Genomic DNA, 15379 nt, shown 5'->3' with positions numbered 1-15379 from the left:
AAAGAAAAGTCGCGCCGCTAGGTAAAGAAAGAGCCTGCAGCAACTGCTGCCGGCTCTTTCTTTACCTAGATTCCGTCTTGACGGCGTTTGCGTCCGACGTGTTCTTAGCTCCATTTTTCGTTTTTTCGCCACTGCCGTTCTTGGCTTTCCCAGTACTAACGCTTTGCTTGCATTCAACAGCAGCCCGCCGTTCTGAGGCCGGCGCACGTTGCACTACTTTAGGGGGATCGGCAACCCGAATTTCCCTGGGAACGGATTGTTTATACTCATTCGCCAAACTTTCCGTCTCCCAGCGGTATCGTTCATCCATAGAAATCCCTTGAATGCGCGCCACCTTAGCCCGCAATTCCGTTATATCAGGCAGCCAATAGCTTACATCCTGTATCCAAATGGGCGTACCCGTCACCCACTCTGTCTCCAAGCCCGCCTTTACGGCATCATTGAGAGTAGGGAGTAGCTGCAGCATTTTACTTGTGGGCATATCCGTTTTTACGGTAGTAGAAAATTCCTTGACCAATTCAGGCAGCTTGCTGAGCATTTGCGGAGTAGCTATCTCTTGGAAAAGCGCCTTCAAAAATTTCTGCTGCCGTGCCACCCTTCCAATATCGCCTTCCTCATCCCGATAGCGCACATATTCTATTGCTGTACGCCCGTTCAATTTCTGTACGCCGGAATATAAATCAATCTCAAGGCCGCCGTCGTCATCATAGGGATCGGAATAGCGCATCCGCTTATCTACGTCGACCGTAATGCCGCCCACAGCGTCCACCATACGCATAAAGCCGCGAAAATTAACGCTCACCGTGTAATCAATTGGAATTCCCAATAAATTTTCTATGGTTTTCTTGGATAAAGGCGCTCCGCCAAAGGCAAAGGCATTATTTATCTTATCCCAACCATGTCCGGCAATTTTTACCCGTGAATCCCTGGGAATCGAAAGCATGGTCACTTTTTTAGCATCATTATCAATGGTCACCACAAAACTTGTATCCGAACGTCCCACATCGTCTTCCCGTTCGTCAACGCCCAGGACCAAAATATTCACTTTTCCTTTCAACGGGAGCAGCGCTTTAGCCACGGGTTGATCATTTTCACTGAACAACGCAAAGCAAGCCGCCCCAGCCGAAACTACCAAAAACAACACCGCCACTATAACAATCCACAACTTGCTCATGCTTCTCTTCTTTTTTTAGAAAGCCTGGAAAGCCGTGAAAATCCTTCTCGTTTATTTATTTCCATAATTAGTTCCTTCCTAGGAAAAACTTACTACGTTATCAGCAATTAGCGCCTTTGCTTAGGATAGTACTTTAAAATTGGTTTCGTCAATATAAAGTTGCAATAACAACAAATAGTCCATAAAGGAAACGACTTACTGTCCCTAGGGAAAATTTAAAATCGATGCATCTCCTCCGGACGAAAGCGCAAGCAAAGAGTATCTCCTGGCACAAAAGTCGCCCCGCCATGCGCCAGCGGCAGGCGAGCCTTCCAAAGCAAGCCCCCGGCCCGCACTAGAACACAGTAGACGCCAATGCCCGGCAGTACCCGTTCCACCTTTCCTTCAAGCAAAAACCAGCCTTCCTCCAACAGTGCTTCGTCTTCCACTGCGAGAGACAGCCCGTCTCCGGGCAAACAGCAAAAAGACGGTACCTTGCCTGCAAACCCTTCATAGGGAATGGCAAGGGATTCTGAAAGCCGCAGAAACTGCCGATCGTCAATTGTTTCCAAGGTACAGGAAAACAAATTATCCATACCGACCAGGCGGGCCACCTTCTCGTTCACCGGCCGCCGCAGCAAATTTTCCGGCTCGTCGTCTTGCAAAATGCGGCCTGCAAATAGAGCCACCGCACGTTCGGCAAAATACAAAACATCACTAAAATGGTGGCTTACCAAAAGCACAGCCATGTTTTTTTGCTTTGCCAACTGCCGCAGTTCCTCCAACAAGGCGCTGCGCGTCGCCACATCCAAAGCCGCAAAAGGCTCGTCCAGCAGCAGCAGCTCCGGCTCCGACACCAGCGCCCGGGCCAAGCAGACCCGCTGCCCTTCACCGCCAGAAAGGCGTTTGGCCTGCCGTTCCGACAAATGAGCGCAGCCAAATACAGCCAGAGCCTGCGCTACTCTTTCTTTTACTTCTCCGGCCGCCATGCCGCGAAACCGCAAGGGCATGGCCACATTCGCAAAAACACTGCCCTCCAGCAGCAGCGTTTCTTGAAAGACCATGGCTGTGCGCCGCCGCAGCGCACGAGCCTTGTCAGCTTCGGCTTTTTCACCAAACAAGCGGATTTCTCCCTTATAAGGCTGCAAGAGATTAATCGCCTGCAGCAGCGTGCTTTTTCCGGCGCCATTAGGACCGACCAGCGCCGCCATTTCCCCCCGCTTCATAGCAAAGGAGTCAATCTGCAGGGCGGGTTCCTTGCCTCCTCGATACACCGCGACCTCATTTAAAGCCAAGATTTCCGTCATTTCCGCTCACTCTTCCTCTTATGCTGCAGCCAGGTCAATAGGAAAACCACCCCAAACGCTCCCAGCAGTAAAATCAAGCTAAAAGCGATTGCCGTGTCATAGTTACCCTTGCCTACTTCCATCACCGTAGCCGTGGTCAACACCCGGGTTTGCCCCTTGATATTCCCCCCCACCATCATGGAGGCGCCCACTTCCGAGATAACCCGGCCAAAGCCGGCCATTACCGCCGCCAAGAGTCCCAATCGGGCTTCTTTAATGAGCAGTCGGCTGGCTTGCCAGGAAGTAGCTCCCAACGAAAGCAGTTGCAGCCGCAGCTTGGGATTCACGCTCAAAACGGCGGCAAAACTAAGACCGCCCACAATGGGCGTAGCAATAATGGTCTGGGCAATCATCATCGCCGCCGGCGTATACATCAGCTCCCATTCCCCCAGCGGCCCGTAACGCCATAAACAGAGACTGACAAACAGGCCCACCGCCACTGGCGGCAACCCCATGCCGAAATTCACCAGCGCACTGCACATCTGCTTGCCGCGAAAATCCTTTAAGGCCATCCACACCCCTAGGGGAATGCCTAAAAGCACGCTACATAAAGTGGCGACGCCGGACACTTGGATGGTCATAGCCGCCACCGCCGCCACTTCGCGGTCCCCCGCCAACAGCCAGGAAAGCGCCTGTGTTATTCCCTCGCCAACCATACTGCCGGCCTACAGTCCAAAGTCTTTTTCGGTTTTCCCGCCATCGGCAAAGAACAGGGGCTGACCGTATTTATCTTTGCCGAACGCAGCAATTAGAGCCTGGCCTTCCGTGGACAGTAAGAATTCGCGGAAAGCTTTCGCGCCAGCCTGGTTGGCTTTAGCAAATTTTTCGCTGTTGACTTCCATAACATGATAAATGTTTAGCAGCTTGGCATCGCCTTCCACCAAGATTTCCAGCTTGAGATTTTTCTTTTGCGCCAGATACGTAGCCCGGTCCGTAAGGGTATAACCGGCTTTTTCATCGGCAATTTTCAGAGTCTGCCCCATTCCGGCGCCAGCTTCTTGATACCAAGGAGCAACAGGTTTTAGAGCGGCATTTTTCCAAAGCGCCACTTCCATTTTGTGCGTTCCCGAATCATCGCCTCGCGAAACAAAGACGGCTTTCGCCTCCGCAATCGCCTGCAGCGCCTCTTGGGTTGTCTTGGCTTTAATCTTAGCAACATCTGCAGCAGGCCCAACCAAGACAAAATCATTGTGCATAACTAACTGGCGATTCACCGCCGCGCCGCTGGCCACTACCTTTTTTTCAGCAGCCGGAGCATGTACCAGCAATACATCGGCTTCGCCTTTTTCCCCTAGGGCTAAGGCTTGCCCTGTGCCTACGGCTACGGTTTTTACTTTGTAGCCGGTTTTCTTTTCAAACGCCGGCAGCAGCACATCCAGCAAGCCGCTGTCTTGGGTGCTGGTAGTGGTGGCCAAAATGATATTGGGATTCGCCGGTTTTGGCGGTTCCTGCGACTTGGCCGCTTCTTTACCACTGCAGCCGACCACTGCTAGTACCAACATAAATAATCCCATAAGTAAAAATAAACGTTTCCGCATCACACCGTTCCTCCTTGAGGCATACGAATTTTTATAAACTCCATTTGCTCCATATCAAAATAAAGAATTTCATTCCTTAGGCATTTCCCCGTACCTGTTAACATTTTTACCGTCTCTTGGGCTTGCAAGGACGCCGCCATCGCTGGCGTCGCCGCCGGATTGCCCAGTTCCGCTTCCACTCCTTTCTCCGGCGCTTTTTGCGTTAGAAAGGACGCCAAGTACGTATCTTCCGGAAAGAGGGCCGCTACCTGACCGGTAAAACCGGCAATCGCCCCATGCACCACGGGAATGCCCAGCGCAGCAGCCGCCTGAAAGAGCATGCTTCGATCCCGCAGACTATCTAAGGCGTCTACGACAACATCCGCTCCCGCCAACAAAGCTGGAGCCGTGTCCGCCGTCAGCATCTGCGCCACTGCCGTCACTTCCACTTCCGGATTGACCGCAGCAAGGCGCCGCGCCGCTTCTTGGGCCTTGCTGCACCCCAAGTTTTCAGTAGTACATAAAATCTGCCGATTCAAATTGTGCGCCGCAAAATGATCGCCGTCAATCACCACCAACTGGCCCACACCCTGTCGAGCCAGACATTCCAAAACATAGCCCCCCAGACCGCCAGCGCCCACAACAACCACCTTCGCCTGCAACAGACGAAGCTGCCCCGCGAGACCGATGGTTCCGAAATTGCGCCAGTACCGTTCCGGCATGCGCCCTGCTTTGAGTTCCTCCAACGCTCTCTCTTGCGTCATTTAACCGCCTCCTACCGGCGGAAACAAACCTACCCGGTCCCGTTCCTTCAAGACGTGCGTTCCCTCTACGCCGACGCCGTTGACCATGCGCATATGCACCTTTGCGGCTTCGATGCCCAGACGCTCCGCCAAATCGTCCACCGTCGCACCCTCTGGACAGTCGGCGCTAAATACGCCCGCCACCGCATCTGCCGGCGCAAACGCCCGCAAAGTGGCAAACAGCCGAACTTCTAGTTGCACCGCCCCTCCTCCTTTGCCCCTTTATCCATTTTCCGCAGTCCCAGCATCACCCGATACGGTCCAGGCGTCCCCGGCGGCAGCAAGGCCACCCGATCCCCCGGCCGAATTCGGGCCTCCCCGGGAGAAACCGCCTTGCCATTAATCATGAAGGCTTCTACCTGCGCCGCCTCAATTTCCAATTTCGCTAAAAGCGCAACGCCGGTAGTCTCCTCCGCCAAGGCCAAGCGCAGCGGATTATCCCACTGCCGCTTCTTGACCAATTCGGACAGCGTCATGAAAAAGCGGACTTCAATCAATCCTTCCATACGCTTCCCTCCTTCGACGCAGCCAACGTGCTTACTGCTCTCTGCTCAACCGTTTCCCTGACCAAGAATCTCGCCGGAGCCGTTCAGGTCATAGCCTCCCAAGGCCTCCACATCCGCCCGGAAATCCTGCGAACGCAGCACCTCCAGCAGCAGGGCCAGGCGTTCGTCGTGCGGTTCAAAATTGAGCAGCAAGTCGTATTGCTCCGCCGCCACCGGCAAAAATTCCAGGCCCAGCGCCTTGGCCGCCGCCAAGACCCCCAAACCAACATCCACCGTGCCGGAGGCCACCGAAGCGGCCACCGTCATATGAGTGCCTACTTCCTTTTCATAGCCCTCGATATCCGTCCCGGAAAGGCCCAGCTTCTTCAATTCATAATCAAGGAGCATGCGCGTGCCGGACCCGCGCTGACGATTAACAAAGGTAATTCCCGGCCGTGTCAAACAGCGGAGGTCCTGGATCGCCTTGGGATTTCCCGGTGCCACCATCAGCCCCTGCTGGCGCATAGCCAAATGCACCAGCATCCAGGGGCGAGCCGACAAATATGCCCGTACCTGCTCCAGATTGTATTGTCCGGTAGCCTCGCTCAATAAATGAATGCCCGCCAAATGCGCTTCGTTGTTGCGAATGGCCAGCAAGCCGCCCGTGCTGCCTACATTGGCGCAAGACAAATGAATCTCTTTTTTGCGCCGCCGCAAGTGAATGCCCAGCAGCTCCAGGGACAAATCATGACTGCCCACAGCCAGCAAACTATGGGCTGCATTGCCGCCCCGCAGCCTGCGCACTGCCGCCGTCGAACCGGCATTTAGACCGGCGCTGCCTTCAGGAACGCGAATCAGCCCCTGCGCCCGCGTCAGCGAAGAAATCAAACCCGCCCCCCTGCCGAGAGGCGCTGCCACGATGCGGCTTTGCACCTGCCCCAGGGATACGCGAACATATTCTTCCACCCCCACCGTAGACGCCAAGGGACGCACCACCACCGCCTCTTCTTCCGGCGTCTCAGCGCAGGGAAGCTTTTGCCGCTCCAGCAGGGCCTCTTTAACAAACATCTCCGCCGTCAGCATGGCGGAAACCGGATAGCCAGGCAGTCCGACCACCGGCTTGCCTGCGCAAATTGCCAGCACCACGGGCTTGCCTGGCTTGATGGCCACTCCATGCACCAAAACTTCGCCCAGACGACTGAGCACGTCAAAGGTAAAATCCTCCGTACCGGCGGAAGTGCCTGCATTAACAAGAACCATATCGTGTCCCTGCAGCGCTTCTTGGACCGCCGTCTCCAGCGCCTCCTGCTGATCTTTGATAATGTCGTAGCGCCTAGGATCGCCGCCCCATTGCCGCACCGCCGCAGCCAGCATATGAGAATTAACGTCCAAAATATTGCCAGGCTTCAGTTCCTGGCGGCTGGCGACCAGTTCATCCCCGGTAGGTAAAATCGCCACTTTCGGCTTTGCAAGCACAGTTGCCGTTTCCAGTCCCGCCGCCCATAAAGCCGCTATGTCCACTGGTGAGATAACCTGTTGTTCTGTTACAACAAGCTCATTGGCTACAATGTCCTCCCCGATAATGCGCACATGCTGCCATGGCGAAGCAGCAGCGATAATTTCCGCTTCCCCTGCGGTAAAATGCACCTCTTCCACCATAATGACGGCATTGGTTCCTTCCGGCAGCACATCCCCGGTATCAACCACATAACAGCCGCCTTCGCTAAAAGGCTGCTCCTTGGAAAGCAAGGTCAGCGTTACCGGCGCCGTTTCCTGCGCGCGAAAGGTGTCCGCCGCCCGCACGGCAATGCCATCCATCGCGGCGCTGTTATAATGCGGTACCGACTGCGCAGCGTATACCGAAACCGCCGACACTCTCCCCAGGGCCTCGTCTAAAGCCACCTCTTCCGCCGGCAGCTGGTCAAAAAAGCCGCAGGCGCTCAGACGCTCCCGCCACAAGGCTTGGGCCTGCTCTCTTGTACGGCAGTCCAAATAGGCCTTATTTTTCCCCACGCCTCATGCGCCCCCTTCCGTCCCGGCCGTTACCGGCTGGATCATTACAGGGTCTCCTTGATACAAACCGCTCTTCGCCGCGGGAATATGCAACACCCCGTCAGCCTGAGCCAAGACGCCGATAAGGCCGGACTTGCCCAAAATGGGCTCCGCCACATAGCCTCCGTCTTGCGCTAGAAGTCGTACGCTGATAAAATCATCCCTCCCCGGCGCGGAAGCCAGATTGCGCGATAACACCGCCGGCACGCCGCGGACAGCGGGGGCTTGGCGTTCGCCGCCCAAACGCCGCACGGCGGGCGCTACTAATTGCCCGCATACCATAAAGGCGGCCACCGGATGCCCAGGCAGGCCAAAAACAGGCACATCCTGGGCCATGGCAAAGATCGTCGGCTTCCCCGGCTTAATGGCCAGACCGTGAAATAAAATTCCCGGTTTGGCCACAGCCTGTAAAGCAGGCACGGTAAAATCCCTGGCCCCTACCGAACTGCCGCCGGAAATGAGCACCAATTGGCATGTTGCCGCCGCCCGATTCAGGCATTCGCAAAACTGTTCATAGCTATCCTTGATAATGCCAAAACGCTCTACTTCACAACCCCAGCCGCTTAAAAGCGCGCTAAGAGCGTAGGAATTCACATCGCGCACCTGGCCGCCGGTTGGTTGCACCCCCATCTCCACCAACTCGTCGCCGCTGGAAATCAGCCCCACCTTAAGACGTTTGCGCACCAGTACTTCCTGGCAGCCGCACGCCGCCAAAAGGCCGATATGCCGTGCGTCAAGACGAACGCCTTTTTCCACAAGCACCGCGCCGCAAGCCACGTCCTCCCCCTTGGTCAGCACATTCTCATTAGGGGCCGCTTTTTTTTGCACAAGCAGCGTCCGCCCGTCGGGCTGTTCGGCATATTCCAGCATCACTACGGCATCCGCCCCCATCGGCAGCATGCCGCCGGTGGGAATGACCGCCGCTTGTCCCGGTTCTAGAGAAAAGCCCGCCTCTCGGCCCATATGTATGTCTCCCACTACTTCCAAGAGCGCAGCCGCTGCCTCGCTAGCGCCAAAGGTGTCGGCGCTGCGCACGGCATAGCCGTCAACGGTAGAACGGGCAAAGGGAGGCAAATCTTCTTGCGCCAGGATAGCCGCCGCCGTAACGCGCCCTGTCGCCGCCAGAAGCTCCACGCCTTCCTCTTCCGCCACGGTTGTCACCGCTCGGACAATCATTTCCTGCGCCTTTTGCCAGTCCATGCATGCTAAAAACTCCATCGTATCCCTCATTTCCCTTGCCAAGACAAACTTGAAAACAGGCCTGGCCGGAACCCATCCGGCCAGGCTGTTTTTCGTTTTATTTAAAAATCAAAAACCTTGTTCAACTCATCCTTGGGCACATCAAAAACCACCTCATGAGGCGGCAGTTTTTCCGTACGGAAGAAATCCGGCAAATCATCGGATCCTTCGGCAATCCCGGCTTGCTTATTGAAATGCCGTTCATCCCGTAACACCTGCTTGCCCATTTCCAGATAGTCCTCTACGCTCTTGTTCCAGCCGTAGCGGGCGTTGCACATTTCTACAATGCCTTCCAAACCGGCAGGAATATCCAAAATGGCAAAGGCCACAAACAAACACAGTCCGGTGCTGTCTACAAAGGCCGTGGCGATCTGCAAATTCCGCGACAGATCCACTTGCCCCTCCGCCGCCAACGGGTCCAGCTTGCCGCCGACATTCAGGATATTCGTAGCTACCGCATAGCCAGCCGTGTGGTCGGCGCCCATAGGCGTCGTGGCGTACGTTACCCCTTGGCCTTTTACCGCGCGCGGATCGTAGGCGGGAATAGCCTGCCCCTTAACCACAGGCACGCGGCGCATGCCGAACACCTTGCCGGTTACCGCCGCTCCAGCGCCAATAATCCGTCCCAACGGCGTCGCCTGCCCCACTTCGTGAATCAGGGAAATCGCCGCTTTGCTGTCTCCTGGCGTGAAAAGGCCAGCCTCCATCAGCACGCCTAAGGCTACGCCGGTATCAATGGTATCCAGGCCGTAATCATCGCACAAACGGTTCATCAAAGCCACATCGTCCAAATTATTGATCCCCAAATTAGCGCCCATGGACCAGACGCTCTCATACTCAAAACCGCCTGTGAGCACCTTGCCCTCTTTATCATGATAAATCTGGGAACAGCGAATGACGCAGCCAGGGGAACAGCCATGCCCCACCTTGCCGCCTCGTGTCTTAATGGTTTCCGCCATGGTCTCGCCGCCGAGATCATTGGCGCCTTCAAAGCGTCCTTCGCTGAAATTGCGCGTAGGCAAGCCCCCGGCTTCGCTCAAAATATTGACAAGCACATCAGTACCGTACGCCGGCAGGGCCTGGCTGGTGACAGGATGGGTCAGCAAGGCGTTAGCCAGTTTTTTGGCGCCCGCCCGGTAAGCCGCTTCATCAACATAAGCCATTTTCCCGGCGCCGCTGTCATCGGCCACAATGGCTTTAATGCCTTTGCTGCCCATAACCGCGCCCAAACCTCCCCGCCCTGCCTGCCGGGTGGGAGCCCCTTCCATATCCGTAAAGCCTACGCAAGCTGCGGCCATCCGTTTTTCTCCCGCTGTCCCGATACAGCCGATAGCCGTTTTCGGGCCATACTTACCTTGCAGCTTCGCCACGGTATCATAAATATTCAAGCCTTTGAGCTCCGGCATCTCCACCAAAGACACGCCGGCGGCGGAAACTTGAATCACATAGGTTCCTTCCTGAGCCGGCAGGCCTTCCACAATAATGCCTCTCACGCCCAAGCGCCCCAACTTCGTGCCCATGGCGCCGCCGACATTGCTCTCCTTGATACCGCCGGTCAAAGGGCTCTTGCCGCCAAGGGACATGCGGCCGCCATTAGGAGCGCCCGTGCCGGAAAGCAGACTGCTGACAAAAACCAGCTTGTTCTTCTCACCCAAAGGATGCGCCGTCGGTTCCACTTCCGTTTCCACCAGGCGCGAACTCAAGGCGCGCCCGCCCAGCCCCGCATACTGCTCCCCTGCGTCTTCCTTAACCGACAAGTCACTCATGTTAATTCGATAAAACATCCTTACACCGCCTTCTTTCCTTATTACACCTACGCCTACAACAGTTCCGCATTTCTTCGCAGTTGTTTCTTTCCCTTAACAACGTCCCTCTTAGCGGCTAACCCTCAACCGCCAATTTGATACATTTTTCGCGCATTATCCGCCCCCCATCCCTGCTGCATATAGTGTTTCTCCTGTTTGACCAAAATCGCCTGGCGAAAGATCGCCGCTATTTCGTCGCCCCCTGCCTGGCGGGAAAGGGCCGGTTTCAAGTTCACTTCTTCCTTGCCAAACAAACAGCTCCGCAGTCTGCCGTCCGCCGTCAAGCGCAGGCGATTGCACGTCCCGCAAAAATGCTCGCTCATGGCGCTGATAAAACCAATCGTCCCCATGCCGCCCTGCAGTTGATAACTCTTCGCCGGACCGTTCCCCCTAGGAGCCTCCCCTGCAACCAGCTTATAACGAGTCTCCAGTCTTTCTTTTACTTCCTGCATAGGCACGAAACGTTCTTCCCGATAAAATTCCAAATTTCCCACAGGCATGCATTCAATAAAGCGCACATGGACCGGCATGGTTTTCGCCAAATACGCCAGCTCCGTCACTTCCTGGTCGTTAATGCCCCTTAAGACAACGGTGTTGATTTTCACCGGTCCAAAGCCCACATCCAGCGCCGCAGAAATAGCTTGCAAAATACGCTGCAAGCCATCCGTGCCGGTAAGTTCTTTAAAAACAGCTGCGTTCAACGTATCCAAACTGAAGTTAACCCGCCGCAAGCCTGCTTGTTTGAGTTCTCGCGCCAGTTCGGCAAATAGCATGCCATTTGTGGTAAGAGCCACGTCTTCAATATGGGGCGTAGCCGCTATCTGCCGGATCAGCTGCACCACGTTTTTGCGTACCAGCGGTTCCCCTCCGGTCAGGCGCACACTGTCAACACCTACTGTTGCCGCCGCCTGCACGACCTGGTGCATTTCTTCCAGCGTCAAAATATTAGCATGACCGAGGTCAGGAACGCCGCTGGCAGGCATGCAATATTGGCAGCGCAAATTGCAGCGGTCCGTGACAGAAATACGCAAGTAGTGAATGTTTCTTCCATATGGATCAAGCAGGCTCCTCACCTCTCTTCTTCTCTTTTATACTCTGTTGCTGCCTATTTCGCGGCCACCGCGGTAGATTCCTTCTCCAAAGTTGCCTTGCAACAAACATCTCCGCTCTCCCAAAAAGCCAGAAATGAAATCTGTTATTTTCCATTTCGCTTCTTAGCATCCTCCTGCGGTCTTCGAATGACTCGCCACAACCGTTGCCCCACTTTATAGGCCGCATAGGCCAACGCCGCCGCAAACGCAAAAAGCGAATGCCATGTAACATCCATTGGGTCATAGGTAATCATCCAGGCCAGTAGAATGCCCATACAGCTATATTCCGGCAAACCGAATTCTCGCTTCATTCGCTGTATCTGCGATTGTAACGACAGCATTTCTATTTCCTTGCAATCACAGCCTGCCTCCCTTCCCTACTCTTCATTATAAAATAGAAAACCTCGTTTTACACCTTTAATTTACTGAAAATTCGCTTCTCGTTTTTTTATTCCTTTCTCCTGTAAATTTTCCGTTCTCCTTGAAAGGATGTGCTTATCTTTTTGTCGAATTACAACGATGTAAAAACAAAAGCCCAATGAGCCAGGTAGTAGTTCCCCTCATGCACAATATAAGTACTTAGAAGGGAGGCTGACACTATGACTCGTTTGGAAATGGACCTGCAAGCCTGGGCAGCCGGATACAATGCCGGCGCTCAAGGCAAACCTCCTGTAGAGGGCGCCTACGACAGCTACAGCTTTCACTGCGGCTATGATGAGGGCGCAGCCGACAGAGCCCAAGCGGTAGCCAGAGAAGAAGCCGTTCTTTCCTTCATCGAGGAAACTTTTGAGCCTGATTTGATCCAAGTAGAAGATTTTGAGCTCTTTACCCATGGCAAACAAGTCAAGGACCGTGAAGGTAAATTTATGCTGGTCTTCTTTGATCTGCTGGCCGACGACGTACAACAGTTGTTCCCAGATGAGGTTGTACATTAATCTGAGAATGCTTATAAAAAGCTCGTTTCCTAATAAAAATCCGTGACTCCTTCTTCTAGAAGGTTGTCACGGATTTTTCACATTTCTTTAACCATTCGTACACAAAACCGCCAATCTCCTGTCATGTTCGCCGCTTATACTAAAGACATCAAGCAAACAGGAGGGATTCAGATGATCAAGAAACGTTTAATTGCCACTTTGGCCACGGGAGCCATTTTAGCCTCAGCCGCTTTGGTTTCGGCTTCCCCCGCAGAACCGGTTCCAGGTGCCGGCCCAGGCCCCCGCATGGAACGCCCCTGCATGATGGACAGCGTCAACTGGACCGCCGAACAGCGTGCACAGTTTCAGCAAGATATGCAAAAACACCATGAAAAAATGATGGAACTGCAAAAAGAATTCATTAAAGAAGAAGTGGCCAAAGGCCTCATCTCCCAAGACTGGGCGGACCAACATCTCAAGCGGATGCAAGAGCGCATGGACTGGCAAAAAGCCCATCCCGGCGAGCATCCTGGTTTTCAACATCGCGGCATGATCCCGGACGGACCGCGCGAAGCGCCGCCGGAACAAGGCCGTTAATATACAAGGCAAAAAAAGAAGTCTCAACTATTGTTGAGACTTCTTTTTTCATTCAAAGGCCTATATAAACTGTCCATGCGCACCGTTTTCAGCGACAGTACAATAACTCCTTCTCCTTGGAAAATACAAGAAGTTTTCTCCATAGCCTTGTTTGCAGCAAGTTAGCTCTTTTCACCTTTTCTTACTCTGAAAAATGTCATATAATTTATAATATAGGAAATAATTTACAAGGAGGGTCTAACTATGCCGGTAAAAAAAATCCTGGTTGCTTTTGACGGTTCCAAGCATAGCCGCAAAGCTCTGGAGTGGGCGTTATATTCCTACGAAGCCGGAACTGCCTCCATTGAAGTTGTTACCGTGGTGGAACCTATTGCAAACTATTCGATTCCTGAAGCATTCCCGTTGGAAGTAACCGCCTTTCACCAAGACCAGCAAGCCATGAGGGAGGAAAAATTGAAAGAGCTGCGCCAAGAGTGGGCGGCCTGCGGCAAGGAATTTACCACTCATGTTCTCAATGGCAATATCGTCGAAACCCTGCTTGATTACAGTATGGAAAGCAAGGCCGACTTGCTGGTTACTGGCACGCGCGGCGCCGGAGGCTTTAAAGGCCTGCTTTTGGGCAGCGTAGCGCATGAGCTTGTGACCCATGCCAAAATGCCTGTAGTTGTAGTTAAGTAGCCATTGGTTTTTCTGCTGTTTCGATAGACAGCAACTATATGATAGGAGGCGTATGATGAGAAAAAAATGGACTTCGCTAACCCGTTCCCTGATTATTTCTGGATTATTGATCGGATTTACAATGTCTGCTTCTGCAGCACCTGCTACTACTGCTAAAGAAACTCCTCCCGCCTGTCCTATGATGACAGCCGAACACCGCACCCATATGATGCATGAAATGATGAGTTCGCCGGAAATGAAAACCATGATGATGACGATGATGAAGGAAATGATGACCTCGCCGGAAATGAAGCCCCTTATGATGGATATGATGAAAGAAATGATGAGCAAGCCGGAAATGAAAGAAATGATGCGGGCCATGATGCATGAAGCACCGCCCCAGCAAGCCTCTGTAGTGCAAGAAGATCATTCTCAGCATCAAGCACAAGAAGATCATTCTCAGCATCAAGCACAAGAAGATCATTCTCAACACCAATAGCCTCTTCTAAGCAAAAGGAGCCGCACTTTAGCGGCTCCTTTTATCGTTACCCGCATCATACGTCGGCGGCAACTCGCTCTCTAAATTCCTGCCAGGGAAACGCCGCCCCTGGGCAGTCTGTTCCTTCCGTCACCGCCCGATGGGGCTTCACGTTTTCCAGGGAAATATGATACTTTTTCATCAACTCCCGGGTCAAAGCCGCCGCGCCCTGGAGCTGCGCCATGGGCGGACGTTCTTTGCTGAAATCCCCCACCAACACAATGCCCAGACTGCGCTGGTTTACGCCGAGAGCATGCGCGCCGACTACATTCTCTGGCCGCCCCTCGGCTATTTTCCCATCGCCAAAGACCAGCTTATGATAGCCAATGCCAGCCCAGCCGTTGGTCAAATGCAAATCTTGAATATCCTCACGCGTAGTCGTGAGCGGCATCGCCGCATGATGTATGACAATCAACTCCGTTTTCTTGCGCGGCGCCAGAGGCTCCGAAAAATAGAGCTGCGGCAAAAAGTAATTGTCGCTTTTAACCCACGCTCCTTCGGTCGGCGCTTTCACTTCGCCCGGTTCGCAAGGAATATCAGTAATTTCAAAACCTTTCACTTCCGTGTGCATATTAATATGCGTTTTCCCATCGCCAGCGACAAAAAAGCGAACCCACCTCTCCGCCTCCGCGGTTTTACCAATCCGAACGGCCAACTGCGGCCGCGGATAGCTCTCAAGAAGAGCCGCCAGGCTGTCTTTTACAGTGAGAGCCGCCTGCAGCTCCTGAAAATATTTTCCCAAATGGCGAATCTTCAAATTCTCTTCCAACAGCAACGTCTCTTTTTTTACGCGCTCATCTGCATTATACTCCACCCACAGAGTTCCCTTTTTATCTTGCGCCAAGATAGCATACCCATAGGCTTTAGCCTGAGAAGGCTTGGTTTTTAGGCTTTCTCGCCACTCTTCGCCGCTCCGAAAATGGAGTGTATCTTCTTGCACCACATAGGCTGCGCCATACTGCGCCTCTACTGCCGCCTTAGCATCTCCAAGGTGCGGCAGCGCGGCCGCTTCTGCGCTGTTCACCCCTGCAACAATTAATGTCCAGAGCATCAGCACGACCCCTAATATTTTTTTGCCCCGAATCAGCCCCTGTATCACTGCCCTCGCCAACCTTTCCTTATAACTATGCCGTTCGTGTTCTCTAGTATCCATTGCTATTTCCTCATACAGTTTATCATAAA

17 protein-coding genes are annotated in these 15379 nt (G+C 53.6%); 4 read left to right on the top strand and 13 right to left on the bottom strand.

What is annotated here, in order from left to right:
* Positions 1-61: 61 nt before the first annotated feature.
* The 12 genes from C508_RS17495 to C508_RS0101045 form a co-directional block, all read right to left on the bottom strand.
* The gene (locus tag C508_RS17495) at positions 62-1174 is read right to left on the bottom strand and encodes an LCP family protein (protein WP_018701682.1); all 1113 of its coding nucleotides are present in this window, start codon (positions 1172-1174) and stop codon (positions 62-64) included.
* A gap of 215 nt (positions 1175-1389) precedes the next feature.
* Complete coding sequence (locus tag C508_RS17490; RefSeq protein WP_018701681.1) at positions 1390-2460, bottom strand: ABC transporter ATP-binding protein; 1071 nt, start codon at positions 2458-2460, stop codon at positions 1390-1392.
* Positions 2457-3155 (bottom strand): ABC transporter permease, encoded by a 699-nt coding sequence (locus tag C508_RS0101095; RefSeq protein WP_018701680.1) that lies wholly within the window; start codon positions 3153-3155, stop codon positions 2457-2459. The genes C508_RS17490 and C508_RS0101095 overlap by 4 nt, the downstream gene beginning before the upstream one ends.
* Before the next feature lie 9 nt (positions 3156-3164).
* The gene (locus C508_RS0101090; RefSeq protein ID WP_018701679.1) at positions 3165-4037 is read right to left on the bottom strand and encodes an ABC transporter substrate-binding protein; all 873 of its coding nucleotides are present in this window, start codon (positions 4035-4037) and stop codon (positions 3165-3167) included.
* Positions 4037-4780, bottom strand: coding sequence for a HesA/MoeB/ThiF family protein (locus C508_RS0101085; protein ID WP_018701678.1), 744 nt, complete (start codon positions 4778-4780; stop codon positions 4037-4039). The genes C508_RS0101090 and C508_RS0101085 overlap by 1 nt, the downstream gene beginning before the upstream one ends.
* On the bottom strand, positions 4781-5020 hold the full coding sequence (locus C508_RS0101080) for a MoaD/ThiS family protein (protein WP_018701677.1): 240 nt from the start codon (positions 5018-5020) through the stop codon (positions 4781-4783). It abuts the gene before it with no gap.
* Positions 5011-5325: a MoaD/ThiS family protein gene (locus tag C508_RS0101075; RefSeq protein WP_018701676.1), complete on the bottom strand. Its 315-nt coding sequence runs from the start codon at positions 5323-5325 to the stop codon at positions 5011-5013. The genes C508_RS0101080 and C508_RS0101075 overlap by 10 nt, the downstream gene beginning before the upstream one ends.
* A 45-nt stretch (positions 5326-5370) precedes the next feature.
* Positions 5371-7317 (bottom strand): molybdopterin biosynthesis protein, encoded by a 1947-nt coding sequence (locus C508_RS0101070; RefSeq protein WP_018701675.1) that lies wholly within the window; start codon positions 7315-7317, stop codon positions 5371-5373.
* 3 nt (positions 7318-7320) lie between these two features.
* Positions 7321-8574, bottom strand: coding sequence for a molybdopterin molybdotransferase MoeA (locus C508_RS0101065; protein ID WP_018701674.1), 1254 nt, complete (start codon positions 8572-8574; stop codon positions 7321-7323).
* Positions 8575-8657: 83 nt separating this feature from the next.
* Complete coding sequence (locus tag C508_RS0101060) at positions 8658-10379, bottom strand: aldehyde ferredoxin oxidoreductase family protein (RefSeq protein ID WP_018701673.1); 1722 nt, start codon at positions 10377-10379, stop codon at positions 8658-8660.
* A gap of 104 nt (positions 10380-10483) precedes the next feature.
* The gene (gene moaA / locus C508_RS0101055) at positions 10484-11473 is read right to left on the bottom strand and encodes a GTP 3',8-cyclase MoaA (protein ID WP_245553707.1); all 990 of its coding nucleotides are present in this window, start codon (positions 11471-11473) and stop codon (positions 10484-10486) included.
* 122 nt (positions 11474-11595) lie between these two features.
* Positions 11596-11832 carry a hypothetical protein gene (locus C508_RS0101045; RefSeq protein ID WP_018701670.1) on the bottom strand — a complete coding sequence of 79 codons (237 nt, stop codon included), beginning with the start codon at positions 11830-11832 and terminating at the stop codon, positions 11596-11598.
* Positions 11833-12090: 258 nt separating this feature from the next.
* Here C508_RS0101045 and C508_RS17485 point away from each other — a divergent pair, with 258 nt between their 5' ends.
* The 4 genes from C508_RS17485 to C508_RS0101025 all read left to right on the top strand — a co-directional run bounded on the left by C508_RS17485 (position 12091) and on the right by C508_RS0101025 (position 14158).
* Positions 12091-12426, top strand: a complete 336-nt coding sequence (locus C508_RS17485; RefSeq protein ID WP_018701669.1) for a hypothetical protein — start codon at positions 12091-12093, stop codon at positions 12424-12426.
* Between the two features lie 171 nt (positions 12427-12597).
* The gene (locus C508_RS0101035; RefSeq protein WP_018701668.1) at positions 12598-13002 is read left to right on the top strand and encodes a DUF2680 domain-containing protein; all 405 of its coding nucleotides are present in this window, start codon (positions 12598-12600) and stop codon (positions 13000-13002) included.
* A gap of 243 nt (positions 13003-13245) precedes the next feature.
* Complete coding sequence (locus tag C508_RS0101030) at positions 13246-13680, top strand: universal stress protein (RefSeq protein ID WP_018701667.1); 435 nt, start codon at positions 13246-13248, stop codon at positions 13678-13680.
* A 55-nt stretch (positions 13681-13735) separates the two neighbouring features.
* Positions 13736-14158: a hypothetical protein gene (locus tag C508_RS0101025; protein ID WP_018701666.1), complete on the top strand. Its 423-nt coding sequence runs from the start codon at positions 13736-13738 to the stop codon at positions 14156-14158.
* Between the two features lie 55 nt (positions 14159-14213).
* Here C508_RS0101025 and C508_RS20625 read toward each other — a convergent pair whose 3' ends face one another.
* Complete coding sequence (locus C508_RS20625) at positions 14214-15350, bottom strand: peptidoglycan recognition protein family protein (protein ID WP_169342513.1); 1137 nt, start codon at positions 15348-15350, stop codon at positions 14214-14216.
* Positions 15351-15379: the final 29 nt, after the last annotated feature.

Source organism: Anaeromusa acidaminophila DSM 3853 (assembly GCF_000374545.1).
GTDB lineage: Bacteria > Bacillota > Negativicutes > Anaeromusales > Anaeromusaceae > Anaeromusa > Anaeromusa acidaminophila.
This window is presented reverse-complemented; position numbering and strand designations above follow the sequence as displayed.